Genomic DNA, 25,106 nt, shown 5'->3' with positions numbered 1-25,106 from the left:
CGACGCACGGGCGCGCAACACGGGCCGCGCGACACCCTCCCCACTAGCCTCGAAGGCATGAGCACACCCGCGACCACCCCCGACCTGACCCTGCGCCCCGCCGGGCCCGACGACGCGGGGGAACTCTTCACCCTCCAACGCGCCGCCTTCGTCGACGAGGCCCAGGCCTTCGGCGACCCCTTCACCCTGCCGCTGACCGAGAGCCTGGACCGGGTGCGCACCCTGCTGGGCGATCCCGACACCCTCGTGCTGTGCGCCGTGGCCGGTGCCCGCATGGCCGGGTCGGTGCGCCTGCGGTTCCTCGGCCCCGGGGCGGTACTCAGCCGACTGGCCGTCGCGCCCGACCTGCGGGGCCTCGGGATCGCCCGCAGGCTCCTGGAGGAGGCCGAGGAGCGGGCCCGTGCCCACGACCCCGCCCCGACCTCCCTGACCCTGTCCGCCGGCGCGCACGACCCCGCACAGATGCGCCTGTACCGCAGCCTCGGGCTCGCCGAGACCTCCCGTGAACGCATCGCCGACCACCTGGTGATGGTGCACATGCGCAAGGAGCTCTGAGCGCCCGCGCAGGGCGACCGAGGTCACACCATCACCCCGTCGGGCCCGTCCGAATCGCCGGAAGCCCATGCCCTAGGGTCTTGTCATGCTCAAAGTGGGACTCACAGGCGGGATCGGCTCGGGCAAGAGCGCGGTCTCGGCCGAACTCGCCTCCTACGGTGCGACGGTGATCGACGCCGACGCCATCGCCCGTGAGGTCGTCGAGCCGGGCACCCCCGGCCTGTCCGAGGTCGTCGCGGAGTTCGGGGACAGGGTCCTGGCCGCGGACGGCAGCCTCGACCGGGCCGCGCTCGGCGAGATCGTCTTCGCCGACGCCGACCGTCTGGCCGCGCTGAACGCGATCGTGCACCCCCGGGTCGGTGAACGCAGCGGGCAGCTCATGGAGGAGGCGCTGGCGGCCGACACCAAGGTCGTGGTCTACGACGTGCCCCTGCTGGTGGAGAACGGCCTGGGGTCCCTGTACGACGTGGTCGTGGTCGTGGACGCCCCCGACGAGGTGCGGGTGGAGCGTGTGTCCCTGAACCGGGGGATGCCGCGCGAGCAGGTGCGGGCCCGGATCCGTGCGCAGGCCGACCGGGACACCCGTCTGGCCGCGGCCGACCTGGTGGTCGACAACGCCGGGACGCGCGACGAGCTGCGGGCCCGTGTGGCCGAGCTGTGGCGGGAGCTGTCCGCCCGCGCGCAGTGATCCTTCCGGTTCGAGCGGGTACCCGCGACGGACCGGCACGACCCTTCCCTCCCGGGGGCAGGTTCAGGTACTGCGGTCACCCCGGGCCTCGCGGATCGTCTCCTCCGCCTCGGTGCGGTCGGCGGTTTGGGCCTGCCGGGCGATCCCGTACAGTTCCTCGTCGTCGATGTCGGGCAGGGTGTGCATCTGCAGCTCGCCGGAGACGCTCTCCTTGCGTACCGAGACCGAGACGACGGTGTCGGGGCTGAGCAGGATCCGGACCTCGCCGGGCTCACGCACGCCGGCCTCCAGGGGACGCAGGACCGCGTCCCCCTCCCGCTCCGCACAGCGGTCGCCCGAACAGTGGTCCCACAGCAGTCCGTCGGCGTCGCCGTCCACGGGCAGGGTCCGGACCGTGACCCCGTCGCCCTGCTCGTTCTCGTACACCACGGTGAGCGCACCGTCCGTGCGGACGGAGGCCGGTTCCCACCCGGGGGCGTCCAGCAGGGCGAGTTCGTCGGGCCCGTTGGTGAGTGCGTCCAGTTGTTCTTCCAGGGCCGGTCCGTCGGCCCCCGGTTCGTGGGACCGTTCCGGGGACGGCAGGAGCGCGGCCACGGCGAGGCCGATCACCGACGCGGACACGGCCAGCGCCAGGGTGACCACGATCCAGGTGGTGCGGCGGCGGGGGACGGAGGGGGAGGAGGGGGCAGGCACGGCGGCTCTCTTCCCGGTCTGTGGGGCTCGGCACAGGGTGGGACGGCCCGGAACCCGGATCCGTTCTGCGCCGCTTCGGCCCCGGTCGGTCGCCCGGGCGCTCGGAGCGCTGGGCGGCACGCCGGGCCGCCGCCGGGTTCGGCTCTGCGCGGACGCCGGGATTGTCGGAGGCGGTCGGTAGCGTTGACGGATGAGGGCCGCTGCCGGGCGGGCGGCCGCGAGGTTCCGATGGGAGGCCAAGTGCGACCGGTCAGCGACATCAAACGCACCGAGGACCCGTTCGAGGTCGTCTCGGACATGACGCCGGCGGGCGACCAACCCGCGGCGATCGAGCAGATCAGCGAGCGGGTGCGTTCGGGCGAGGAACACACCGTGCTGCTGGGCGCCACCGGTACCGGTAAGACCGCGACGGTGGCCTGGACCGTGGAGCAGTTGCAGCGCCCGACCCTGGTGATGCAGCCGAACAAGACGCTGGCGGCGCAGTTCGCCAACGAGCTGCGGCAGATGCTCCCCAACAACGCGGTCGAGTACTTCGTCTCCTACTACGACTACTACCAGCCCGAGGCCTACGTCCCCCAGAGCGATACCTACATCGAGAAGGACTCCTCGATCAACGACGAGGTCGAGCGGCTGCGGCACTCGGCCACGAACTCGCTGCTGACCCGGCGGGACACCATCGTGGTCGCTTCGGTCTCGTGCATCTACGGTCTGGGCACCCCGCAGGAGTACGTCGACCGGATGGCCGAGATCAAGGTCGGCATGGAGGTCGACCGCGACGACCTGCTGCGCCGGCTGGTGGACATGCAGTACTCGCGCAACGACACCGCCTTCACCCGCGGCACGTTCCGGGTGCGCGGGGACACCATCGAGATCATCCCGGTCTACGAGGAGCTCGCGATCCGCATCGAGATGTTCGGTGACGAGGTCGAGCGCATCATGACGCTGCACCCGTTGACCGGTGAGGTGCTGGACGAGAGCCCGCACACCTTCATCTTCCCCGCCTCGCACTACGTGGCCGGCGAGGAGCGCACCCGCAAGGCGGTCGCCGGGATCGAGGCGGAGCTGGGCGAGCGCCTGTCCGAGTTCGAGAGCCAGGGCAAGCTCCTGGAGGCGCAGCGGCTGCGCATGCGCACCACCCACGACCTGGAGATGATCGAGCAGCTGGGCACGTGCTCGGGCATCGAGAACTACTCGCGCCACTTCGACGGCCGTGAGCCGGGCAGCGCCCCCAACACCCTCCTGGACTACTTCCCCGAGGACTTCCTGCTGGTGCTGGACGAGTCGCACGTGACCGTCCCGCAGGTCGGTGCGATGTACGAGGGCGACGCCGCGCGCAAGCGCACCCTGGTCGACCACGGGTTCCGTCTGCCCTCGGCGATGGACAACCGCCCGCTCAAGTGGGAGGAGTTCACCGAGCGCATCGGCCAGTCGGTGTACCTGTCGGCGACCCCGGGCCGGTACGAGCTGCGCCAGGGCGGCGGCGAGGTCGTGGAGCAGGTCATCCGCCCGACCGGGCTGGTCGACCCCGAGGTGCGGGTCAAGCCCACCGAGGGCCAGATCGACGACCTGGTGCACGAGATCCAGGAACGCGCCCAGCGCCGGGAACGTGTGCTGGTCACGACGCTGACCAAGAAGATGGCCGAGGACCTCACCGACTACTTCGCCGAGCTCGGGATCCGGGTGCGGTACCTGCACAGCGAGGTCGACACCCTGCGCCGGGTCGAGCTGCTGCGCGAGCTGCGCGTGGGCGAGTACGACGTGCTGGTCGGCATCAACCTGCTGCGGGAGGGCCTGGACCTTCCCGAGGTGTCGCTGGTGGCGATCCTGGACGCGGACAAGGAGGGGTTCCTGCGTTCGGAGACCTCCCTGATCCAGACGATCGGGCGTGCGGCGCGCAACGTCGACGGCCAGGTGCACATGTACGCGGACAACGTCACCGACTCCATGCGGGCGGCGATCGACGAGACCAACCGGCGCCGTGCCAAGCAGCTGGCCTACAACGAGGAACACGGGATCGACCCGACGCCGCTGCGCAAGGAGATCGCCGACATCCTCGACTCCCTCAACCGTGAGGACGTCGACACCGAAGAACTCATGGCGACGGGTTATCGCGGCGCAGGAGCGGGAACGAAGGCGCCTGTGCCCGGTGTCGGGGAGCGTTCCGCGGACGTGTCGAACATGCCGCGCGCCGAACTGGCCGGGCTCATCGACCAGCTCTCGACGCAGATGCACCAGGCCGCCACCGACCTGCAGTTCGAGATGGCGGCCCGGTTGCGCGACGAGATCGGTGAACTCAAGCGTGAGTTGCGCGGCATGGACGAGGCCGGGATCAGCTGATCCCGGGGCCCGTGTCTCACCCCGGGCACGTTCGGACAACGATGGGGTCGCGTGTTTACCGCAGCGTGACATACCCTTGGCTGCGCGCTGAACCCCGGCGCGAACCGTCGTTGCCCTGCGGACCTGGAGGAAGCGGATGCGGGTCGGACCCCTGGCCACCGTGGGTGGTGCCGTGCTGCTCGCCCTGCTGATGGCCGGGTGCGAGGCGGGGCCCTCGGCCTCCGACGGCGGGGACGGCGGCTCCGCCGACCAGGGCGGGGGCGACGTCCCGCGCCACGAGCCCGACCAGGCCGAGGGCAACGTCGTCCAGGACGACGTGCTGGTCATCGTCGACGACGGCAGCCAGGTGCACGGGCGCTGCGCCGACCGCGAGGTCGTAGTGACCGCCGACGACGCCGAGGTGGTGCTGGACGGCCCCTGCGGGCTGGTGCGGGCCACCGGGCGCGGGTCGAACGTCGAGGTCGGGTCGGCCGAGAAGATCGTGCTGGTCGGTGTGGACAACACCGTCTCCTACACCTCCGGGGAGCCCGAGGTCATCAACCGCGGCCGGGACACCACCGTCAACCAGGGAGGGTCCGCCGCGGCCTGAGGCGGCTGAGGTCCCTGAGAAGCCACAACCCCTGCCACCGCGAAGGATCCGTTCCTGTCGGGTGATCGCCCCGACGCCCGAGTGACACCGGGTATCGGTTACGGTGGTTCGGTCCCTGTGCGTGGTTCGAGGCACATCCCGCACCGCGCACTCGACGGAGCAGACCCGCCGAAGGGGAGGGGTGGATGAGCGGATATGTCGCGCGCGTGCGGCATGAGGGGACGCCCGGTGGCGACATCGGACTCGACCCGCTGGTGCGCTCGGCCGCCCAGCGCTGGCGCGAGGCCGACCCCCTGCTGCCCGAGCCCGTCGGTTTCGCCCCCGACTCCTATCCCCTGTTGACCGTCAGCGACGAGGACAGCCGTACCGTCGCCGCGGGGAGCATGCACTACACCTGGTACCAGCCGGGTGAGGTCGGCCGTATCTGGGGCGTGCCCGACCAGCACTGGCTGACGCCCGTGGTGGGCGGCCCCGATCCCGGCCGTGCGTTGGACTCCCTGTTGACCAGCTGGCGCGACCAGCTCGAGGACCTGCCGACCGGGACCGGTTCGGAGTCGGCCGCGCTGGTGAGCTGGCCGGCCCGGGACGTGGCGGGCATCATCCCGCTGCAGCGCCACGGTCTGCAGCCCTACACCGTGCTGGCCGCGCGTCCGCGCCGGCGCGGGGTTCCGCCGTCGCTGCCGCCGCACGACGTGACGATCCGCCTGGCCGACCGGGGTGACCTGGCCCAGGTGGTGGCGCTGCTCATGGAGGAGCACCGCTACGAGCAGAACTTCGGCGGGGTGTTCCTGCAGCCCGACACCGCCGAGCAGACCCGCCGGGTGGCGGCGCGGGCGCTGAACCGGTCGCGGTCGTGGATCTGGTTGGCCGAGCGCCGGGGCCGTGCGGTGGGGTTGATCTGGGTGTCGCCGCCGGAGCGTTCCCGGTGGGCTAAGTCGTTGGTGCGTGCCCGTCCGATCGCGCACATCGGGTACGGGGTGGTGGCCGCCGACGAGCGCGGCAGCGGGATCGGTACCGCTCTGGTGGGGCAGGCGCACCAGGCGTTGGATTCCTACGGGGTGTCGGTGTCGGTGCTGAACTACGCGGCGATGAACCCGCTCTCGGGCCCGTTCTGGCATCGGATGGGGTACCGGCCGGTGTGGACGACGTGGGAGGTCCGTCCCGCCCTGGCGCTGCGCTGAGCCACCGCCGCCCCGCCGCGGCCCCGGTGTGGCCCGCCTCACGTGCCGGTCGCTACGCTGGCCGCGGCCGAGCGAGCGGCAGGAGAGGTGAGGTGCGATGACCGCGACGGACCGTGGCCCCGAGGGCGGCGAGCGGGTGCAGATCGTCGAGGTGGGCCCGCGCGACGGGCTCCAGAACGAGGACCGCACGCTACCGGTGCACGAACGTGTGGAACTGGTGGAGCGGGCCGTTGCGGCCGGGGTGGAACGCATCGAGGCCGTGAGTTTCGTCAACCCGAAGCGGGTCCCGCAGATGGCGGGGGCCGAGGAGATCATGGCGTCCCTGTCGGGTCCGGCCCGGGCCGCGTCGATCGGGCTGGTGCTCAACCGCAAGGGTCTGGACCGGGCCGTGGAAGCGGGGGTCGGCGAGGTCAACGTCGCCGTTCCGGCCACCGACGGGTTCAGCGTGCGCAACCAGGGCACGACCGTCGAGGCGATGCTGGAGACCCTGGAGGGCATCGACCGTGCGCTGGAGGGCACCGGTATCCCGCTGAGCGTGACCGTCTCGACCGCGTTCGGCTGCCCCTTCGACGGGGAGGTGCCCGCCGAGCAGGTGGTGGAGGTGGTGCGCCGCATAGCCGGGACCTCGGCGGTGGAGATCGCGCTGGCCGACACCATCGGGGTGGGGGTGCCGCGCCAGGTCACCGACCTGCTGGAGCGTACGGCGCGGGTCGCCGGCGGGCGCACCCTGCGCTGCCACTTCCACAACACCCGCAACACCGGTTACGCGAACGCCCTGGCGGCGGTGGACGCTGGTGTGCGGGTGCTGGACTCCAGCCTCGGCGGTTTCGGCGGCTGCCCCTTCGCGCCCGCGGCCACCGGCAACATCGGCACCGAGGACCTGCTGTACATGCTGCACCGCAGCGGGCTGCGCACCGGGGTGAGCCTGTCGGGTGCGATCGGGGTGGCCGAGTGGATGGGCGAGCGGCTCGACAAGACCCCGCCGGCCTATCTGGGCCGGGCGGGCGCCTTCCCGTCCTGAGCGTGCGTTCGCCGGCCCGGGGAAAGGTTTGTGGCCCACCCGACATCGGGCCCGGCGGCCCCTGAGTGCGGCGATTCGGCAGGTCGAGGGGTGGGAACAGCCGGTCGGGATCCGACGTTGCCGCGTGTGGACCGATCGGGGCCTGTTATCCTGGTGCCCCGTGGAGTCCGGCGGCCCGAGCGCAGTCCAGCAGCTCGGAACCGGACCACCGCACGGCCGCTCAGTGCGACCCGAGCCCGCCGTAGCCACTCAACCCACGGGAGCAACACTTTGGCATCCGCCGCGAGTACCAAGCACATTTTCGTTACTGGCGGCGTCGCCTCCAGTCTGGGCAAGGGTCTGACCGCCTCCAGCTTGGGGCGGCTCCTCAAGTCGCGTGGGCTGCGGGTCACCATGCAGAAGCTCGACCCCTACCTCAACGTCGACCCCGGGACGATGAACCCCTTCCAGCACGGAGAGGTCTTCGTCACCGACGACGGGGCCGAGACCGACCTGGACGTCGGCCACTACGAGCGGTTCCTGGACACCGAGCTGTCCGCCTCGGCCAACGTGACGACCGGGCAGATCTACTCCAGCGTCATCGCCAAGGAGCGCCAGGGCGCCTACCTCGGTGACACCGTGCAGGTCATCCCGCACATCACCAACGAGATCAAGGCCAGCATCTACGCCATGGACTCCGGTGACGCCGACATCGTCATCACCGAGATCGGCGGCACCGTCGGCGACATCGAGTCGCAGCCCTTCCTCGAGGCCGTCCGGCAGATCCGGCACGAGATCGGCCGGGACAACTGCTTCTTCCTCCACGTCTCGCTCATCCCGTTCCTGGGCCCCTCCGGCGAGATGAAGACCAAGCCGACCCAGCACTCGGTCGCGCAGCTGCGCAGCATCGGTATCCAGCCCGACGCGATCGTGTGCCGCTCGGACCGGCCCATCACCCAGAGCCTGAAGTCCAAGATCAGCCTCATGTGCGACGTGGACGAGGCCGGTGTGGTCTCCACCCCCGACGCCCCCTCGATCTACGACATCCCCAAGGTCCTGCACCGCGAGGGCCTGGACGCCTACGTCGTGCGCCGCCTGGGCATGCCGTTCCGCGACGTCGACTGGACCGAGTGGGACGAGCTGCTGCGCCGCGTCCACCAGCCCGACCACGAGGTCACCATCGCGCTGGTCGGCAAGTACATCGACCTGCCCGACGCCTACCTGTCGGTCAGTGAGGCCCTGCGCGCCGGCGGGTTCGCCACCAACACCCACGTCAACCTCCGGTGGGTGGCCAGCGACAACTGCGCCAGCCCTTCCGGTGCGGCCGCGGAGCTCGACGGCGCCGACGGTGTGCTGATCCCCGGCGGGTTCGGCGTGCGCGGCATCGAGGGCAAGCTCGGCGCGATCCGCTACGCGCGCGAGAACGGGATCCCGCTGCTGGGCATCTGCCTGGGCCTGCAGGCGATGGTCATCGAGTACGCGCGCAACGTGCTCGGCCTGGAGGGCGCCAACAGCATCGAGTTCGACGACAAGGCCTCCGAGCCGGTCATCGCGACCATGGCCGACCAGACCGACGTCGTGGCCGGTGAGCGCGACATGGGCGGCACCATGCGCCTGGGCATGTACCCGGCGTCCCTGGGCGAGGGCACACTGGTGCGCGAGCTCTACGACAACGAGGCGCAGGCCTCCGAGCGCCACCGCCACCGGTTCGAGGTCAACAACGCCTACCGCGGCAAGCTCGAGGACGCCGGGATGGTGTTCTCCGGGCTCTCGCCCGATGGCAAGCTGGTGGAGTATGTGGAGCTGCCCCGGGAGGCGCACCCGTTCTTCGTGGCCACCCAGGCGCACCCGGAGCTGCGCTCCCGTCCGACCAAGGCCAACCCGGTGTTCAAGGGTCTGATCAGCGCGGCCCTGCGGCACAAGGAGGGCTGAGCCCGTCGGTCGGGTGGGGGCGGTCGTCGATGAGAGGCACACATGGGCACTGACACCCACCCGACCGGGCAGCAGGATCCGGGGACGTCCGCGCAGGTCGCGGACGTCCCCGCGTCGTGGCCGGTGGAGAGCTCGCAGGAGCGCTACAGCGGCCCGGTGTTCACCCTGACCACCGACCGGGTGGAGATGCCCGACGGCCCCGACGGGGGCACCGTCGCGGCCGCACGCGACTACCTTCGCCACCCCGGGGCCGCCACGGTGGTGGCCCTGGACGAGCAGGGGCGGGTCCTGCTGCAGCGCCAGTACCGGCACGCGGTCCGGCACAAGCTGTGGGAGCTGCCCGCGGGGATGCTGGACGTGGAGGGCGAGCCGCCGGTGGCCACGGCCCGCCGCGAGCTCGTGGAAGAGGCCGGGCTGCGCGCCCGCACCTGGAACGAGCTCCCGTCGATGCTGGCCAGCCCCGGTGTGTCCGACGAGGTCGTGCACCTGTTCCTGGCACGCGGGTTGTCGGTGGTGCCTGAGGAGGAGAACGGGTTCGTGCGCCGGCACGAGGAGGCCGACCTCGTGGCCGCCTGGGTCCCCCTGGAGGAGGCGGTCGGCCTGGTGATGGGCGGGCAGGTGCGCAACGGGATCACCATGTTCGGGATCCTGGCCGCGCACACCGCGGCCCGCAACGGTTTCGCGGACCTGCCGGACGTGTCCGAGCGGTGAGCGGCTCCGACGGGGGACCCCTGGCCCGGCTGTGCGGCGCCTACCTGGACCACCTGGCCGCCGAACGTGCGCTGGCCGACAACACCCTGCTGGCCTACCGGCGCGACCTGCGCCGCTACGACGCCTTCCTCGCCGACGACGGCGTCACGGGTCCGGCGGGGGTGGGGCCCGCGCAGGTGCGGGCCTTCCTCACGGCGCTGCGCGAGGGCGATGAGGAGCACCGCGCGCTGGGCGCGGCCTCGGCCGGTCGGGCCCTGGCCGCCGTGCGGGGCCTGCACGCCTTCGCCCTGCGCGAGGGGTGGTGCGCCACCGATGCGGCCGCGGAGGTCGCACCGCCCGTGCCGCCGATGCGCCTGCCCAAGGCGGTGCCGTTGGAGGCGGTCGAACGCATCCTGGAGGCCGCGGGCCCGGCGGCCGCGCCCGCCTCCGATGCGCGGGCCGATCTGCTCGCCCTGCGCGACCGGGCGCTGCTGGAGGTGCTCTACGGCACGGGTGCGCGCATCTCCGAGACGGTCGGGCTGGACGTGGACGACGTCGCCGAGGCGGTGGAGTCCGGTGACGGCGGGGTCGGGCTGGTGCGGTTCCGCGGCAAGGGCGGGCACGAGCGCCTGGTGCCGCTGGGGTCCTACGCGAGCCGGGCCCTGCAGGCCTACCTGGTGCGGGTGCGCCCGTCGCTGGGGCGGTCCGGCAAGGGCGGACCCGCGCTGTTCCTCAACGCCCGGGGCGGGCGCCTGACCCGCCAGGGCGGCTGGGGCGTGCTGGGGGCGGTGGCCGGACGCGCCGGTGTCGAGGGGGTCTCCCCGCACACGCTGCGGCACTCCTTCGCCACACATCTGCTCGACGGGGGAGCCGACATCCGCGTCGTCCAGGAGCTCCTGGGACACAGTTCGGTGACGACCACACAGGTGTACACCCTGGTCACCGTCGATCACCTCCGCGAGGTGTATGCGGTCAGCCACCCCAGGGCCCGGTACACGGCTGCTCGGTGAGAGGGGTCGGGGCCGGAGAACCGGGTGAGGCACCCGCGCCCAGTGTGTACTCTTTCCCTACGAGAAATGACGGTACGGACGGCCTCCAGGGCGGTCCGGCCGTGGCGGGGATCCTCACAGGATCATGTTGAAGTGCGTCGTGTCGTCGTTCTAGAGTCGCGGCACAGAGGTACCTTGCTGTCGACATATTGAGTTTCCGACGGCGGCCCCGGCCCAGAGGAGCACTCTGCGGCCCGGGCGGTCCGTGGGGGAGGTCAAGGGTTGTGAACTGGGCGGAGAACGACGTGGATGCGAACACCGCACCCGTCGGCGAGGGGGAGCTCGCCGACCCGGTGACCAACCCCTGGGGAACGACACGCGACACGGGGGCCGATCTGCACACCGCAAGACCTGAAGCACAGGACTTTCCGGAGCCGGCGCCGGTCCATGAGCACGGTCCGGCACGGATTGTAGCACTGTGTAACCAAAAGGGTGGGGTCGGTAAGACCACCACCACCATCAACCTCGGGGCGGCCATCGCCGAGTACGGCAGACGTGTGCTGCTGGTCGACTTCGACCCGCAGGGCGCGCTCTCGGTCGGGCTCGGCCGACTGGACCCGCGCGAACTCGACCTCACCGTCTACAACCTGCTCATGCAGCGCGACGTGTCGGTCGAGGACGTCCTGCTCAAGACCGACGTCGAGGGCCTGGACCTCATCCCGAGCAACATCGACCTGTCGGCCGCCGAGGTCCAGCTGGTCGGCGAGGTCGCGCGCGAGCAGATGCTCGCCCGCGCCCTGCGCCCGGTGATCGACGACTACGACGTCGTGCTCATCGACTGCCAGCCCTCGCTCGGCCTGCTCACCGTCAACGCGCTCACCGCGGCCGACGGCGTCGTGGTCCCGCTGGAGTGCGAGTTCTTCGCGCTGCGCGGGGTGGCGCTGCTCATGGACACCATCCAGAAGGTGCAGGAACGCCTCAACGAGGAACTGGTCATCGACGGGTTCCTGGGCACCATGTACGACCCGCGCACGCTGCACGCCCGTGAGGTGTTGTCGACGATCATCGACGGGTTCGGCGACAAGGTCTACGGCACGGTCATCAACCGGACCGTGCGCTTTCCGGACGCCACCGTGGCGGGCGAACCCATCACCAGGTTCGACTCGTCCTCGGCCGGGGCCAACGCCTATCGGGACCTGGCCAAGGAGGTGCTGGCTAGGTGGCCTCTCAGCGGTCACGGCGCGTGAACCTTCCCGGCGCGGACGAGATGTTCTTCCGCTCCGCAGGTTCCGAGGACACGCCGGACACGGAGACCGACAGCCAGTACGAAGCACCCAGGCAGCGCAACGGGGACGACAGCGGCACACCGCCCGCCCCGCGACGGGGAAAGGGCAAGGCCGCGGAGATCTCCCGCGCGCCCAAGCCCAGCGGGCGGCAGCGCCATGACGAGAAGATCACCGTCTACATCTCCAGCCCGGAGCTGTTGGCCCTGGAACAGACACGACTGTCCCTGCGGGCCGAGCACGGGCTCAGCGCCGACCGGGGCCGGCTCGTGCGCGAGGCGGTCGCCGTCCTGCTCGCCGATTTCGAGGAGAACGGTGCCTCCAGCAAGCTGGTGCGTCGGTTGACCGAAGAATAAGGGCGCCCGCCCCGCCGCCGGGGGAGGGGAGGGGCAGGTGCCGAACGACGAATCCAGGAGGGTGCCGTCCGCCGCTTCAGGCGGGTGGCACCCTTGTTCGTATGAGTGACGAGACGCGGGGGCGGTCGGGTGGCCGGTATGGCGGTTGAGGAGTACGCGGCCGAGGAGGTCGACGAGAACGCCTTCCAGGTGCACCTGGACAACTTCGAGGGCCCCTTCGACCTGCTCCTCGGGCTGATCTCCAAGCACAAGCTGGACATCACCGAGGTGTCGCTGTCGAAGGTCACCGACGAGTTCATCGCGCACATCCGCGCGCACGAGGAGGGCTGGGACCTCGACCAGGCCAGCAACTTCCTGCTGGTCGCGGCGACCCTGCTCGACCTCAAGGCGGCCCGGCTGCTGCCGCGCGGCGACGTCGAGGACGAGGCCGACCTGGCGCTGCTGGAGGCCCGCGACCTGCTGTTCGCGCGCCTGCTGCAGTACCGCGCCTACAAGGAGGTCGCCGCGCTGATGCGCGACCGGATGGCCGCCCAGGGCCGCCGATACGCGCGTGCGGTGCCGCTGGAGGAGCAGTTCGCGGCGCTGCGCCCCGAGGTGCTGTTCAAGCTCGGCCCGCAGGAGTTCGCGGCGCTGGCCGGCAAGGTCTTCACCCCCGAGGAACCACCGAGCGTCCCGGTCACGCACATCCACCAGACCAAGACCTCGGTCAAAGAACAGGGGGAGATGGTCGTGGCCGCCCTGCGCGAGCACGGCACCCTCACGTTCGCGGAACTGACGGTCGAGTGCGACGGTACCTTCGAGGTCGTCGCCCGGTTCCTGTCCCTGCTGGAGCTGTACCGGGCCGCCAACGTGGCCTTCGACCAGCCCGACCCGCTCGGGGAGCTCTCCGTCACCTGGACCGGGGGAGAGGGCGAGGTCGTGGTCGACAGCGAGTACGACGAGACCGGGACCGAGCAGACGGGGGAGTCCGCATGACCGCCGAGCACACCGCCGGAGCCGATGTGGGAGATCTCTCCGGGCGCCCCGATCTGTACCGCGACCTGGAGGCGGTGCTCATGGTGGTCGACCAGCCCGTCTCCGAGTACGACCTCGCCAAGGGCGTCGACGCACCCGTCGACGAGGTGACCCGCGCACTGGAGTCGCTGTCGCGGGAATACACCGAGCAGGGCCGTGGTTTCGACCTGCGAGCGGTGGCCGACGGGTGGCGTTTCTACACCCGGCCCGAGTGCGCCGACGTCGTGGAGCACTTCCTCAAGGAAGGCCAGGAGGTGCGGCTGACACAGGCCGCACTGGAGACGTTGGCCGTGGTGGCCTACCGCCAACCGGTCTCACGCGGCAGGGTCTCTGCCGTGCGCGGTGTCAACTGCGACGGCGTGATGCGTACCCTCGTACTGAGGGGACTGATCGAGGAAACCGGACACGATCCAGAGTCCGGCGCCCTGCTGTATCGGACCACGACCTACTTCCTGGAACGGCTTGGACTGCGCGGCCTCGACGAGCTGCCCGACCTCGCCCCGTTCCTCCCCGACGACATCGAAGGTCTAGACGACACCGGTGACTACTGACAACGCCCCGCGCGGTGAGCGCGGCGACCACAGAGACGACCGCGGCCCCAAGGGCCGCAACCACGGCCGGGGGCGCGACTTCCGCGGCCGTGACGACAGAGACTTCCGCGGCGGCCGGGACGACCGGCGCCGTGACGACCGCGATCCCCGGGGCGGCCGGGACGACCGCCGTGGCGGGGGCCGCGACGGACGGCGGGACCACCGCGACCGGGACGACCGGGACTTCCGCGGGCGCGACCGGGGTGACCGGCGCGACGACCGCCGTGGCAACCGGGACGACCGGGACTTCCGCGGTGACCGGCGCGACGACCGGGACCGCCGAGGCGGGAACCGGGACGACCGGGGCGGCGACCGCCGCCGTGACGACCGCGACCGGGGCGGTAACCGGGACGACCGCGGACACCGCGGCGACCGCGACCGCCGGGGTGGCGACCGTGACTTCCGCGGCCGCGACGACCGCCGGGGCAACCGTGACGACCGTCGTGGCAGCCGTCCCCCGCACAAGGGTCCCGACCGCCGCAACCAGCCCGCGGGCGGCCCCAAGCAGCGCTCGAACCAGGGCGACCGGGTCCGCAACGAGGCCCAGCTGTCCCGCGCCGCGCAGGAGCGCCTGCGTGCCCTGCGCAAGGACTACGACCCCAGTGACGAGGACCGCCGCGACAAGGACCGCGACACCTACAGCGACGTCCCCGGCGGCATCCGGCTCCAGAAGGCCCTCGCCGCCGCCGGTGTGGCCAGCCGCCGCGCCAGCGAGGACATGATCGCCGCAGGACGCGTCAGCGTCGACGGCGAGGTCGTCCGGCGCTTCGGCGCCCGCGTGGACCCGGAGAAGTCCGAGATCCGTGTGGACGACATGCGTGTGGTCACCGCGCCCGACAAGCTGTACTTCGCCCTCAACAAGCCGCGGGGCGTGGTCAGCACCATGTGGGACCCGCAGGGGCGCCCGACCCTGGCCGACTACACCGGTCAGACCTCCGAGCGCATCTTCCACGTGGGCCGGCTGGACACCGAGACCGAGGGTCTGATCCTGCTGACCAACGACGGGGACCTCGCCAACCGGCTCACCCACCCGCGGTACAAGGTCGTCAAGACCTACATCGCGAAGGTGCCCGGCCCGGTGCCCCACCGCGTGGCCAAGCGCGTCCGCAAGGGCGTGGAGCTCGACGACGGGCCCGTGGAGGTCGACTCCTTCCGCGTGGTCGACGACGCCGAACCCAAGTCCATGGTGGAGATCCGCCTGCACGAGGGGCGCAAGCACATCGTGCGCCGCCTCATGGAGGAGGTCGGCCACCCGGTCTCGGACCTGGCGCGCACCCAGGTCGGTCCGATCGACCTCAACGCCCTCAAACTGGGCACGATGCGCGCGCTGACCTCACGAGAGGTGAGCGAGCTCTACCGGGCCGCGGGCCTGTAGATACAGTTGACGGCGGTCACGGCCCGGTTCCCTCCGGCCGTGGCCGCCGTTGCTCGTTCCGGGCGGCGGACCCTCATCCACAGCGACACAAAAGGCGGGATCGAACGTGGCGGTACGTGCCATCCGGGGTGCGGTTCAGGTCGACGCGGACGAACGCGAGCAGGTGTTGGAGGCCACGGCCGAGCTCGTCGCGGAGGTGATGCGGCGCAACGGGCTGACCACCGACGACGTGATCAGCGTGCTGTTCACCGCCACCCCCGACATCAACAGCGAGTTCCCTGCTCTGGCCGCGCGCAAGGTGGGTTTCTCCGACGTGCCGCTCATGTGCGCCACCGAGATCGACGTGCCGCACGCCCTGCCCCGTGTGGTGCGGCTCATGGCGCACGTGGACACCGACCTGCCCCGGTCCGAGGTCCAGCACGTGTACCTGCGCGGAGCCCAGGCCCTGCGCCTGGACATCGCTCAGTAGCCCCCGAGCGGGGCCCTAAGCTGGGAGGACACCCGGGGCGGGCCGGGCAGAACGTGCAGCACTGGAGGAGACGGTGACCACAGACCACGGGGGACGGCCGGACGTGGAACGTGTCGTGGTGCTCGGGACGGGCCTCATCGGCACGTCGATCGCGCTGGCCCTGCGTTCGCGCGGGGTGGACGTGGCCCTGTCCGACCCCGACCCGGCCTCCCTGCGCATGGCCGCCGACCTGGGCGCGGGGCGCCCCCTGGAGGAGAACACCCCCGCGGTTCCGGCGGACGTGGCCGTTGTGGCCGCGCCCCCGGAGGTCGTGCCCGAGGTACTGAAGAAGGCCCAGGACCGGGGGCTGGCGCAGGTCTACACCGACGCCGCCAGCGTCAAGTCCAGCGTGGTCGCCGGTGCCGAGCGGCTGGGCTGCGACCTGGCCACGTTCGTGCCCGGCCACCCCATGGGAGGCCGGGAGAAGAGCGGTCCCGGCGCGGCCCGCTCCGACCTCTTCCTGGGCCGCTCCTGGGCGCTGTGCCCCACCGGCAAGGCCGACGCGGGCGCCGTGGCCGCCGTCTCGCAGGTCTCGCGCCTGTGCGGGGCCGACCCGCTGGTGCTCGACCCTGCCGCGCACGACCGTGCCGTGGCCCTGGTCTCCCACGCCCCGCACATGGCCGCCTCCGCCATGGCCGCACGGTTGTTGGAGGGCGACGCGTCCGCGCTGGCGCTGGCCGGGCAGGGCGTGCGCGACGTCACCCGGGTGGCCGGCGGCGACCCCGGCATGTGGACCGCGATCCTGAGCCACAACGCCGCACCCGTGGCGGGCGTGCTGCGCGGGATCGCCGAGGACCTCACCGCCACCGCACACTCCCTCGAACAGGCACAGGGGCCCGACGCGGATCTGGCGCCCGTGCGCGACGTGCTCGAACGCGGCCGCACCGGACAGGGGCGCCTGCCCGGCAAGCACGGCGCGGTCCGGCGTCCGGCCTGGGCGGTCCTGCCCGTGGTCGTCTCCGACGAGCCGGGCGTGCTGGGCCGTCTCTTCGTCGCGGCGGGCGAGGCCGGCGTCAACATCGAGGACGTGCGTATCGAGCACACCCCCGGGCTCCCCATGGGCACGGTGTCGCTGTCGGTGCTCCCCGAGGCCGAGGACACCCTCGTGCGGGCCCTGTCGGCGGCCGGGTGGTCGGTGCACCCGGGGCGGTGACCGGAACGTCCGGAGTGCCGCCGGGTCGGGGGTACGCTGTGGCGGATCCGTTTTACACCTCCGGCGACCGGGAGTCGACAGCAGTGAACGCGCAGGGCAACACCGAGGGCATCGTCATCGCGATCGACGGTCCCTCCGGGTCGGGCAAGTCGAGCACCTCCCGCGGTGTGGCCAAGGCGCGCGACCTGCGGTACCTGGACACCGGGGCGATGTACCGGGCCCTGACCTGGTGGATGCTGGACCAGGGCGTGGACGTGGCCGACGCCGCCGCCGTGGCCGCGGTCGTCGACCGCCCCGAGCTGACCATGGGCACCGACCCGGGTGCACCCTCCGTCGCCGTGGACGGCCGCGACGTGGCCGCCGAGATCCGCGGCAAGGACGTCACCGGCAACGTCAGCGCCGTCTCGGCCGTGCCCGAGGCCCGCGAGCGCCTGGTGCGCACCCAGCGCGAGATCATCGCCGCCGCCCGCGCCGAGAGCGAGGGCATCGTCGTGGAGGGCCGCGACATCACGACCGTGGTCGCCCCCGACGCCCCGGTGAAGCTGTTCCTGACCGCTTCGGCCGAGGCTCGCGCCTCGCGCCGCAGCAAGGAGGTGCGCACCTCCGACGTGGCCGGCACCCAGGCCGACCTGGCCCGCCGCGACGCGCTGGACTCCAGCCGCAAGGACTCGCCGCTGACGCAGACCGCCGACGCCACCGAGCTCGACACCACCGGCCTGGACCTGGACCAGGTCATCGCGCTGGTCGTCGGGCTGGCTGACGAGGCGCGCGCCGCCGTCACCGCCGAGTAGCACCACCGCCGACCGATCACCCGGTCGGCGACCCCGCATCCGTGCGGGGAACACAACAGCACCTGACGGGGTTGTTCCCCGTGGCCGCGGGGCGTCTGTTCGGGCGCCCCGCACGATCGTGCCCGGAGCCTTCCTCCGGGCACGCGCAGTTTTCCATTGTCCTCGCGGCACGCATCCTGGGCGCGTGGGGACCGAGTACCGGGAGCAGTACATGAGTGAGTTCGACGTGACCGACGTGGTCGACGCACCAGAGGGCGAGGAGGAGACCCCGGTCCCCGTCGTCGCCGTGGTCGGCCGCCCCAACGTGGGCAAGTCCAGCCTGGTCAACCGCATCATCCGCCGCCGTGAGGCCGTGGTCGAGGACGTGCCCGGCGTGACCCGCGACCGGGTCGCCTACGACGCGGAGTGGCAGGACATCCCCTTCACCCTCGTCGACACCGGCGGGTGGGAGACCAGTGTCAGCGGGCTGGCCGCCATGGTCGCCCGCCAGGCCGAGTACGCCGCCCAGACCGCCGACGTGGTCCTGTTCGTCGTCGACGCGACCGTGGGCATCACCGACGCCGACGCCGCCGTCACCCGTGTGCTGCGCAAGACCAACAAGCCGGTCGTCCTGGCCGCGAACAAGGTCGACGGGCAGATGCAGGAGTCCGACGCCCTCGAGCTGTGGAACCTGGGTGTGGGCGAGCCCTACACCATCAGCGCCCTGCACGGCCGCGGCACGGGCGACCTGCTCGACGCCGTCGTTGAGGCCTTCCCCGAGAAGCCCGAGCCCGTCATCGACCAGGACGAGGAGGCGGGGCCGCCCCGCATCGCGCTGGTCGGCCGCCCCAACGTGGGCAAGTCCAGCCTGCTCAACCGGGTCGCCGAGGAGGACCGCGTCGTCGTGGACTCGGTGGCCGGCACCACCCGCGACTCCGTGGACGAGCTCATCGACCTGGGCGGGAAGACCTGGAAGTTCATCGACACCGCCGGTATCCGCCGCCGCTACCGGGCCCTGCAGGGCGCCGACTACTACGCGACGATGCGCACCGGCCAGGCGCTGGAGCGCGCCGAGGTCGCGGTCGTGCTCATGGACGTCAGCGAGCCGCTGGCCGAGCAGGACATCCGCGTGGTCGAGCAGGTCGTGGAGGCCGGGCGCGGCCTGGTGCTGGCCTTCAACAAGTGGGACGTGCTCGACGACGAGCGCCGTTACTACCTGGAGAAGGAGATCGACCGCCAGCTCTCCCGTGTTTCCTGGGCCCCGCGGGTGAACGTGTCCGCGCTCACCGGGCGCCACATGGAGAAGCTGGTCCCGGCGATCGAGACCAGCCTGGCCGGTTGGAACCAGCGCATCTCCACCGGGCAGCTCAACAACTGGATCAAGGAGCTGGTCGCGGCCACGCCCCCGCCGGTGCGCGGCGGCAAGCAGCCCAAGATCCTGTTCGCGACGCAGGCCGGTGCGCGCCCGCCGCACTTCATCCTGTTCACGACCGGGTTCCTGGAGGACAACTACCGGCGCTTCATCGAGCGCCGGCTGCGTGAGGACTTCGGGTTCGAGGGCTCCCCGGTGCACATCAGCATGCGGATCCGCGAGAAGAAGAACGCCTCGGGTACGCAGCTGCGCGCCTCCAAGGGCAGCCAGCGCAACGACCGCAAGCCGCGGGGTGGGCGCCGCTGAGCCGGTGCCGGCACACACGTGAGGGGCGCCCCGGGATCCGTTTCCGGGGCGCCCCTTGTGCGTGGGTGGGGTCAGTCGGAGGGCAGGCGGCGCACGTTGCTCGGCGGAACGTGGTCCCCGCTCTCACCGGTTCTGCGCGGGTACGGCAGGCCGCGCCCCTCGTTGCGGTCGGGTGTGGGCATCGGGCTCGCGCCGGGCAGCGGTTCACCCGCGCTCTCCCGCATCTGCCAGACCACGACCAGCCCCACCACACCGGCCACCATGATGAGCAGCGCCGGGGCGTACAGGTTCTGGGTGGCCTGGATCAGCGACTCGGCGACCAGCGGGGTGGTCCCGCCGAACAGCGCCACGGAGATGTTGAAGCTGATCGCCAGCGCGCCGTAGCGCACCGCGGTCGGGAAGAACGCCGGCAGTGTCGACGGGACGGTGCCGGAGAAGTGCACCAGGGTGATCGCCAGCAGCACCACACCGAAGGCGACCGCCGTGGTGTTGCCCTGTTGCATGAGCCAGAACGCAGGCAGGGCCAGCACGATCGCGAACAGGCTCCCCGAGGCCAGGACGGGGCGGCGTCCCACCCGGTCGCTGAGCCGGCCGAAGAAGGTCACGCTCACCAGCATCAGGACCATGGCCCCCAGCGTCAGGACCAGGCCCGTGGTCTCGGAGTACCCCAGCTCGGCGTCCAGGTAGGTCGGCATGTAGGCCGTGACCATGTAGTTGTTGACGTTGAAGGCCAGGACCAGGCCGATGCACAGCAGGATCGGGTGCCACTGGTCGAGGATCGTGGCGCGGAACTGCCCCTTGCGCCTCTGCCCCGACGTGTCCTTGGCGAAGCCTTCGGTGTTGTCCTGGAAGACCGGGGTCTCGTCGAGCTTGAGCCGCAGGTACAGACCGATGGCGCCCAGCGGCAGGGCGAGCAGGAACGGGATGCGCCATCCCCAGTCGAGCATCGCGTCGCTGCCGATGAGCAGCGTCATCCCCGTGACGACCGAGGCGCCGCCGACGTAACCGGACACTGTTCCGAACTCCAGCCAGGAGGCCAGGAACCCGCGGCGTTTGTCGGGTGCGTACTCGGCGATGAACGTGGTCGCACCGCCGTACTCGCCACCGGTCGAGAACCCCTGCAGCATGCGGGCGAACAGCAGCAGGATCGGCGCGGCGATCCCGATGGCCTCCGCTGACGGGATGAGCCCGATGGAGAAGGTGCTCACCGCCATGAGGAGCATGGTGGTGGCCAGGACCTGCTTGCGGCCGATCCGGTCGCCGAGCGGCCCGAAGAACATGCCGCCCAGCGGACGGACGAGGAAGGCCGCGGCGAACGTGGTGAACGTCGCGATGAGTTGCACGCCGCCGGACTGCGACGGGTAGAACACCAGGCCGATGGTGACCGCGAGGTAACTGTAGACACCGAAGTCGTACCACTCGGTGGCGTTGCCGATCGCGGCCGCCGTGACGGCCTTGCGGGTCGTCCGGTGGCTGGTCTTCAGGGACGGGGCCGTCCCGGGATCTTTCTCGCTCACGTCTCCCCCTCAGTGGAACCACCCCAGTATTACTCAGAGGGGTCGAACATGCGCTTTTAGTGACGATCTTCCGTGGTTCGCTGCCGGGGGAGGCCCGCTAACGTGGAGGAAGCCGGTGTCGAGGAAAGGGGGCGGCGTGCGCAAGGTCCTAGTCAGCGCCTGCCTGCTCGGCAGCAGGGTGCGCTTCGACGGGCGCGCCAAGGAGGTCTCCGACGACACGGTCGAGCGGTGGCGAGCCGAGGGCCGCATCGTCCGGCACTGCCCGGAGATCGCCGGCGGACTGCCCGTGCCCCGTCCGCCCGCCGAGATCGAACCCGGGGCCGGAGCCGCCGACGTCCTGGCCGGACGCGCCCGCATCCTCACCCCCGACGGCCGCGACGTCACCGGGCACTTCGTCGACGGGGCCCGTGCCGCCCTGGCCACCGCGCGCTCCACGGGGGCGGAGGTGGCCGTGCTCAAGGAGTCCAGCCCCTCGTGCGGGCTCCGGCAGATCTACGACGGCACGTTCAGCGGCACCAAGGTCCCCGGCAGCGGCGTCACCGCGCACCTGCTCACCGAGCACGGGATCGCCGTCTTCACCGAGGACGAGCTCGCCGAGGCCGACGCCCGCCTGCGCGCGGGCGAACGGGAGGACGCGGGCGGGCGCGCATGCGGGGACGGGCCCCCGGGCGGGCTCAGCCCTTGATCACCTCGTAGCGCAGCCAGGCGAAGTCACCCGCGCGGGCGATCTTCACCGGACGCAGGTCCACCCGCCCCGCGAGCAGGGGAGCGCCGCCGCCCAGCATGACCGGGGCCAGGGAGACCTCCACGACGTCCAGCAGGCCCAGGCGGGCCAGGTCCGCGGCGATCTGTCCCCCGCCGACCAGCCACACGTCGCGCCCGTGGGCGGTCTCCACCAGGGTCCGGTGCAGCTCGCGGAGCTCGTCGTCGGTGTCGGCCGAGGCGAAGCGCACGTCCCCCTCGACGTGCGGCAGCTCCCGGTGGGTGAGCACCCACGTGGGGGCGGCGTAGGGCCATTTCTCCGGCTTCTCGTTGCGCATGACCCACTCGTAGGTGGTCGCGCCCATCAGGATCGCCCCGGCCGAGTTGATGAACTCCTCCGTCTCCTTCATCGCCTCGCCGCCGTCGACCGAGAACAGCCAGTCCAGGGACAGGTTCTCGTCGGCGATGAAACCGTCCACGCTCGTGGCCGTCATGTACACGGTGCTCATGTCTCTCCTCGTTCGTTACCTTCGTTGCGGACCTGCAGCCACTCGAGCGGATCGCCGTGGTCGGCCCCCACCCCGCACGCACGCAGCATGTGCCGCACCAGGAGGCGGCGGTGCGCGGAGTAGGTGAGCACGTGCGCGACGATCCCGCCCAGCAGGAAGCTCTCCGGCGGGTCGCAGATCGCGTCGACGATCCGGTCGCCCCAGGCACCACGGCGTTCGATGTCGGCGGCGGTCGCCACCCAGCGCCGGGCGGCCCGGGTGTGGCGTTCCCGCAGCTCCTCGGGGCCGTCACCGCCCGGGGGCGGCAGTTCGGCGCCCTCGATGGAGGCCAGCCAGCACTCCTTGGCCATGACGAGGCGGTGCAGGCACGCCGCGATAGACCCCTCCGGTCCGTCCCACTCCAGGACGGTCAGGCCGGGGAACCACTCGCGGCGGTACAGCTCGTCCGGGAGCTCCAAGGCCCGCTCGATCAGCGCCGCGGCGTCGTCCACGTCGTGGTGCACCTGGAGCGCGGTCACGTCCATGCCCGTGTCCCTCCTCGGGTTCTGCTCCACCCACAGATTGACCGGCGGGTGGAAGTGGATCCCGTTGGGTGCCGGCACCCACGTGGCGCTGCCAGGGCCCGTCGCGCTCGGCGGGCGGCCGAACGTGCGGGTGAAGGCCCGGGTGAACCCCTCCAACGACCCGTAACCCGCGCCGAAGGCCGCGTCGGTGACGCTCGTGCCGCGGGCGATCTGCCACGCCGCGCGTTCCAACAGCACCCTGCGGCGCAGCGCCACCGGCGACTCCCCCGCCTGCCGAGACAGGGTGCGGGTGAAGTGGAACGGTGAGCTGAAGGCCCGGTCGGCCATGTCGGCCAGGGTGGCGTTGTCGTCGTCCAGGACCGCGTCCAGGAGTTCGCGGAGCCGATCGCGTCCGCTGTCCGCCTCGCTCATGGCACCAGTATGTGGCGCGGGGCGGTCCCGGCGCTTGACCGTTCTTGCCCGGTCGGGGACGGGGTGTGGTCGGGGCCTCTTGCATGAGAAGGGCCCGGCCGTGCGGCCGGGCCCGGGGGAGCGGTGAGCGTGCGGTCAGGGGCGGGGCTTTCCGGGCGGGGGCGGGCCGGGTGCGTTCTCCTTGCGGCTGCGCAGGAACGTGCCCAGCGCCAGGCCCGCGGCGAGCAGGACGGCCACGGTGGGCACGCCGAGCGCGGTCACGGCCCAGATCTGCTGCCGGGTCTCGGCCGCGTCGACGGTCGTGGCCGCCGGGGCGAGGCCGCCCTCGACCTCCTCGCCGCACTCGAAGACGTGGGTGCCGGGCTCGTCGAGAAGGAACACGGACCGGGCAACCATCTCGTCGGGCCCGTAGACGTCGAGCCCTCCACCGATGAACCGGCCGGTCTCCAGGCCCGACTCCGGTGCGCCCTGGATGCAGGTTCCGTCGTGGTCGGCGGTGATCAGGACCATCTCGCCGAGCGGATCGCCCTCCTCGACCTCCACCTCGATGAGGCCTCCGCCGGTGACGTCGACGGCGAAGTCCGGTTCGGGGTGGCCGATGCGGGTGCCGACGGCCGCAACGACCACGACCATCACCAGGGCAACGGCCAGGGAGGCGAGCGCTGCGAGGTAACCGGGGCGCAGGCGGCGCTTCTGCGAGGGCTGCGCGGGCGGGGGAGGCTGCTGGGGACCGGGGGCAGGGGGTGCCGGCGGGGGAGTGTGGTTGGACATGACCCACATTGTGACAGCCGCTCCCTTTCTGCGTGGGCGGAACCCGGTGCCGAGCCCGGCCGGTCCGCGCCCCGGGCGATCACCGGTGCGGCGCCCGGTGCGATGATGAACGCCGTGACGGCCGCCCCCGAAGGCCCCGCCCCCGCCCTCCGACGTGGTCCCGCGTGCCGCCCGCACCGATGTGTGCGGGGCGGCCGCCATCCCCCTGAGCCACGTCCCCGGGCGCCGTCCCGGACCACCACCGACACCACAGGGGGACACGATGTCCGCGATCACCCGAGAGCCCGCGGCGACCGGAGCGCGCCGATGACGTGGCCGCAGCAACCGGGCGGACCTCACCAGCCGCAGCAACCCGGCGGGCACCACCACCCGCACCCGCCCCACCAGGGGCCGCCGTACCCGGGGCCACCCCAGCAGTGGCCGCCGCACCAGGCACACCGACCGCCTGCGCACCACGGACCTCCGCAACCCCGGGACCACGTCGCCGTCCCGGGCCTGGACCACGGCTGGACACGCGCCCCGGGATGGCCGCTGCCCGGCGAACCCGGCACCCGGTGGCTGGCCCCCGACGCGAGCGCCGGCATGTACCTGCGGCGCACCCTCGCCTTCGCCCCTGCTCTCGTGGGCTTCTTCGTGCTCGCGCTGATCCTCGGCTCGATCCCCTTCGAGAGCGCCGCCGAAGGGACCGGCATGATCGGCGGGACCCTCGTCGGGCTCCTGGCCACCGCGGGGCTGGCGTGTGTGCCCCTGGCCAAGGTGCACCGCATGGTCACCCGCACCCACGTCATCGTCTCCCCGGTGGGCGTGGAGCTCCGGGACCACCTGGGGTTCCAGGTGCGGCTGCGCTGGCAGGACCTGACCCAGGTGGGACCGACCGTCGACAACACCCTGTCGGCGCGCAGCGTCGAGATGGGCCCGTTCGACGTCCGGGTCCAGAACGTGCAGTCCCACGGGATCATCGGGTGGGGTGAACGCATCGTGCCGGCCCAGGTCGGCGGGGCGGGCGCCGCCCTCTCCGGGCAGCCGCGCCACCCGGGGACCGGGGCCGAGCTCGTCGCGATCTCCTTCCCCGCGGCCGGACCCGCCGACGGGAGCAACCCCCTGCTCAACGAGGTGCGGCGCCACCGGCCCGACCTCTTCGTCCCGGGCGTCTGACCCGTTCCCGGACTCCGGGGCCTGCCCCTCCCCGGAGCCCCCCTGTCGCCGGGCCCTGGCGCGGCACACGGGCGAGACGCACCACGCAGTGACCCACGGAAAAAGCGCGGGCCCCGCGTTGTTGTCACCGGGGGAG

25 protein-coding genes are annotated in these 25,106 nt (G+C 71.8%); 20 read left to right on the top strand and 5 right to left on the bottom strand.

Annotation, left to right across the window (positions count from 1 at the left end; all coding sequences use genetic code 11):
* The first annotated feature begins 57 nt into the window (after positions 1–57).
* On the top strand, positions 58–555 hold the full coding sequence (locus IDM40_RS00955) for a GNAT family N-acetyltransferase (protein ID WP_193119930.1): 498 nt from the start codon (positions 58–60) through the stop codon (positions 553–555).
* Positions 556–640: 85 nt separating this feature from the next.
* On the top strand, positions 641–1,243 hold the full coding sequence (gene coaE, locus IDM40_RS00950) for a dephospho-CoA kinase (protein WP_193119929.1): 603 nt from the start codon (positions 641–643) through the stop codon (positions 1,241–1,243).
* A 63-nt stretch (positions 1,244–1,306) separates the two neighbouring features.
* Here coaE and IDM40_RS00945 read toward each other — a convergent pair whose 3' ends face one another.
* Positions 1,307–1,936, bottom strand: a complete 630-nt coding sequence (locus IDM40_RS00945; protein ID WP_193119928.1) for a hypothetical protein — start codon at positions 1,934–1,936, stop codon at positions 1,307–1,309.
* A gap of 240 nt (positions 1,937–2,176) precedes the next feature.
* On the opposite strand from IDM40_RS00945, the gene uvrB reads away from it, so the two are divergent.
* From uvrB to der, 16 genes are all read left to right on the top strand, one after another.
* Positions 2,177–4,273 carry an excinuclease ABC subunit UvrB gene (gene uvrB, locus IDM40_RS00940; protein ID WP_328806905.1) on the top strand — a complete coding sequence of 699 codons (2,097 nt, stop codon included), beginning with the start codon at positions 2,177–2,179 and terminating at the stop codon, positions 4,271–4,273.
* Between the two features lie 136 nt (positions 4,274–4,409).
* Positions 4,410–4,862 (top strand): DUF3060 domain-containing protein, encoded by a 453-nt coding sequence (locus IDM40_RS00935; RefSeq protein WP_193119926.1) that lies wholly within the window; start codon positions 4,410–4,412, stop codon positions 4,860–4,862.
* 185 nt (positions 4,863–5,047) lie between these two features.
* The gene (locus IDM40_RS00930) at positions 5,048–6,043 is read left to right on the top strand and encodes a GNAT family N-acetyltransferase (RefSeq protein WP_193119925.1); all 996 of its coding nucleotides are present in this window, start codon (positions 5,048–5,050) and stop codon (positions 6,041–6,043) included.
* 97 nt (positions 6,044–6,140) lie between these two features.
* Entirely contained in the window at positions 6,141–7,064 is a 924-nt protein-coding gene (locus IDM40_RS00925) for a hydroxymethylglutaryl-CoA lyase (RefSeq protein ID WP_193119924.1), read from the top strand.
* A 270-nt stretch (positions 7,065–7,334) separates the two neighbouring features.
* Entirely contained in the window at positions 7,335–8,975 is a 1,641-nt protein-coding gene (locus tag IDM40_RS00920; RefSeq protein WP_193119923.1) for a CTP synthase, read from the top strand.
* Positions 8,976–9,017: 42 nt separating this feature from the next.
* Positions 9,018–9,686: an NUDIX domain-containing protein gene (locus IDM40_RS00915; RefSeq protein WP_193119922.1), complete on the top strand. Its 669-nt coding sequence runs from the start codon at positions 9,018–9,020 to the stop codon at positions 9,684–9,686.
* Entirely contained in the window at positions 9,683–10,675 is a 993-nt protein-coding gene (locus IDM40_RS00910) for a tyrosine recombinase (RefSeq protein ID WP_193119921.1), read from the top strand. The genes IDM40_RS00915 and IDM40_RS00910 overlap by 4 nt, the downstream gene beginning before the upstream one ends.
* 263 nt (positions 10,676–10,938) lie before the next feature.
* Entirely contained in the window at positions 10,939–11,901 is a 963-nt protein-coding gene (locus IDM40_RS00905) for a ParA family protein (protein WP_193119920.1), read from the top strand.
* Positions 11,898–12,293, top strand: coding sequence for a hypothetical protein (locus tag IDM40_RS00900; RefSeq protein ID WP_328806904.1), 396 nt, complete (start codon positions 11,898–11,900; stop codon positions 12,291–12,293). The genes IDM40_RS00905 and IDM40_RS00900 overlap by 4 nt, the downstream gene beginning before the upstream one ends.
* A 138-nt stretch (positions 12,294–12,431) precedes the next feature.
* The gene (locus IDM40_RS00895; RefSeq protein WP_193119919.1) at positions 12,432–13,268 is read left to right on the top strand and encodes a segregation and condensation protein A; all 837 of its coding nucleotides are present in this window, start codon (positions 12,432–12,434) and stop codon (positions 13,266–13,268) included.
* Positions 13,265–13,858 (top strand): SMC-Scp complex subunit ScpB, encoded by a 594-nt coding sequence (gene scpB, locus IDM40_RS00890; RefSeq protein ID WP_193119918.1) that lies wholly within the window; start codon positions 13,265–13,267, stop codon positions 13,856–13,858. The genes IDM40_RS00895 and scpB overlap by 4 nt, the downstream gene beginning before the upstream one ends.
* Positions 13,848–15,272, top strand: a complete 1,425-nt coding sequence (locus IDM40_RS28530; RefSeq protein WP_193119917.1) for a pseudouridine synthase — start codon at positions 13,848–13,850, stop codon at positions 15,270–15,272. The genes scpB and IDM40_RS28530 overlap by 11 nt, the downstream gene beginning before the upstream one ends.
* Before the next feature lie 106 nt (positions 15,273–15,378).
* A complete protein-coding gene (gene aroH, locus IDM40_RS00880) occupies positions 15,379–15,741 on the top strand; it encodes a chorismate mutase (RefSeq protein ID WP_193119916.1) in 363 nt (120 codons plus the stop codon).
* A 73-nt stretch (positions 15,742–15,814) separates the two neighbouring features.
* A complete protein-coding gene (locus IDM40_RS00875) occupies positions 15,815–16,933 on the top strand; it encodes a prephenate dehydrogenase (RefSeq protein WP_328806903.1) in 1,119 nt (372 codons plus the stop codon).
* 83 nt (positions 16,934–17,016) lie between these two features.
* Positions 17,017–17,724 (top strand): (d)CMP kinase, encoded by a 708-nt coding sequence (gene cmk, locus IDM40_RS00870; RefSeq protein ID WP_193120123.1) that lies wholly within the window; start codon positions 17,017–17,019, stop codon positions 17,722–17,724.
* Between the two features lie 211 nt (positions 17,725–17,935).
* The gene (gene der, locus IDM40_RS00865; RefSeq protein WP_193119915.1) at positions 17,936–19,381 is read left to right on the top strand and encodes a ribosome biogenesis GTPase Der; all 1,446 of its coding nucleotides are present in this window, start codon (positions 17,936–17,938) and stop codon (positions 19,379–19,381) included.
* Positions 19,382–19,452: 71 nt separating this feature from the next.
* Here der and IDM40_RS00860 read toward each other — a convergent pair whose 3' ends face one another.
* Positions 19,453–20,898 carry an MFS transporter gene (locus IDM40_RS00860; protein WP_193119914.1) on the bottom strand — a complete coding sequence of 482 codons (1,446 nt, stop codon included), beginning with the start codon at positions 20,896–20,898 and terminating at the stop codon, positions 19,453–19,455.
* A 136-nt stretch (positions 20,899–21,034) separates the two neighbouring features.
* Here IDM40_RS00860 and IDM40_RS00855 point away from each other — a divergent pair, with 136 nt between their 5' ends.
* Positions 21,035–21,583, top strand: a complete 549-nt coding sequence (locus IDM40_RS00855; protein ID WP_193119913.1) for a DUF523 domain-containing protein — start codon at positions 21,035–21,037, stop codon at positions 21,581–21,583.
* On the opposite strand, the gene IDM40_RS00850 is transcribed toward IDM40_RS00855, so the two are convergent.
* The 3 genes from IDM40_RS00850 to IDM40_RS00840 form a co-directional block, all read right to left on the bottom strand.
* Complete coding sequence (locus IDM40_RS00850; RefSeq protein ID WP_193119912.1) at positions 21,573–22,109, bottom strand: dihydrofolate reductase family protein; 537 nt, start codon at positions 22,107–22,109, stop codon at positions 21,573–21,575. The two genes, IDM40_RS00855 and IDM40_RS00850, sit on opposite strands and share 11 nt — an antisense overlap.
* Positions 22,106–23,044, bottom strand: a complete 939-nt coding sequence (locus tag IDM40_RS00845; protein WP_193119911.1) for a helix-turn-helix transcriptional regulator — start codon at positions 23,042–23,044, stop codon at positions 22,106–22,108. The genes IDM40_RS00850 and IDM40_RS00845 overlap by 4 nt, the downstream gene beginning before the upstream one ends.
* 135 nt (positions 23,045–23,179) lie before the next feature.
* The gene (locus IDM40_RS00840; protein WP_235997184.1) at positions 23,180–23,815 is read right to left on the bottom strand and encodes a hypothetical protein; all 636 of its coding nucleotides are present in this window, start codon (positions 23,813–23,815) and stop codon (positions 23,180–23,182) included.
* A 306-nt stretch (positions 23,816–24,121) separates the two neighbouring features.
* Between IDM40_RS00840 and IDM40_RS00835 the strand changes: the two genes are divergently transcribed.
* Positions 24,122–24,970 (top strand): hypothetical protein, encoded by an 849-nt coding sequence (locus IDM40_RS00835; protein ID WP_235997182.1) that lies wholly within the window; start codon positions 24,122–24,124, stop codon positions 24,968–24,970.
* The last annotated feature ends 136 nt before the right edge of the window (positions 24,971–25,106 follow it).

The organism is Nocardiopsis coralli (genome assembly GCF_014892575.1).
In the GTDB taxonomy this organism is placed as follows: domain Bacteria; phylum Actinomycetota; class Actinomycetes; order Streptosporangiales; family Streptosporangiaceae; genus Nocardiopsis; species Nocardiopsis coralli.
Note: the sequence above shows the minus strand (reverse complement) of the source record. Positions and strands in the feature narration are given on the sequence as shown.

Coding starts and splice junctions, on each gene's coding strand:
- IDM40_RS00955 (WP_193119930.1), top strand. CDS start 58: ATGAGCACACCCGCGACCACCCCCGACCTGACCCTGCGCCCCGCCGGG.
- coaE (WP_193119929.1), top strand. CDS start 641: ATGCTCAAAGTGGGACTCACAGGCGGGATCGGCTCGGGCAAGAGCGCG.
- IDM40_RS00935 (WP_193119926.1), top strand. CDS start 4,410: ATGCGGGTCGGACCCCTGGCCACCGTGGGTGGTGCCGTGCTGCTCGCC.
- IDM40_RS00930 (WP_193119925.1), top strand. CDS start 5,048: ATGAGCGGATATGTCGCGCGCGTGCGGCATGAGGGGACGCCCGGTGGC.
- IDM40_RS00925 (WP_193119924.1), top strand. CDS start 6,141: ATGACCGCGACGGACCGTGGCCCCGAGGGCGGCGAGCGGGTGCAGATC.
- IDM40_RS00915 (WP_193119922.1), top strand. CDS start 9,018: ATGGGCACTGACACCCACCCGACCGGGCAGCAGGATCCGGGGACGTCC.
- IDM40_RS00895 (WP_193119919.1), top strand. CDS start 12,432: ATGGCGGTTGAGGAGTACGCGGCCGAGGAGGTCGACGAGAACGCCTTC.
- scpB (WP_193119918.1), top strand. CDS start 13,265: ATGACCGCCGAGCACACCGCCGGAGCCGATGTGGGAGATCTCTCCGGG.
- der (WP_193119915.1), top strand. CDS start 17,936: ATGAGTGAGTTCGACGTGACCGACGTGGTCGACGCACCAGAGGGCGAG.
- IDM40_RS00850 (WP_193119912.1), bottom strand. CDS start 22,109: ATGAGCACCGTGTACATGACGGCCACGAGCGTGGACGGTTTCATCGCC.
- IDM40_RS00845 (WP_193119911.1), bottom strand. CDS start 23,044: ATGAGCGAGGCGGACAGCGGACGCGATCGGCTCCGCGAACTCCTGGAC.
- IDM40_RS00840 (WP_235997184.1), bottom strand. CDS start 23,815: ATGTCCAACCACACTCCCCCGCCGGCACCCCCTGCCCCCGGTCCCCAG.
- IDM40_RS00835 (WP_235997182.1), top strand. CDS start 24,122: ATGACGTGGCCGCAGCAACCGGGCGGACCTCACCAGCCGCAGCAACCC.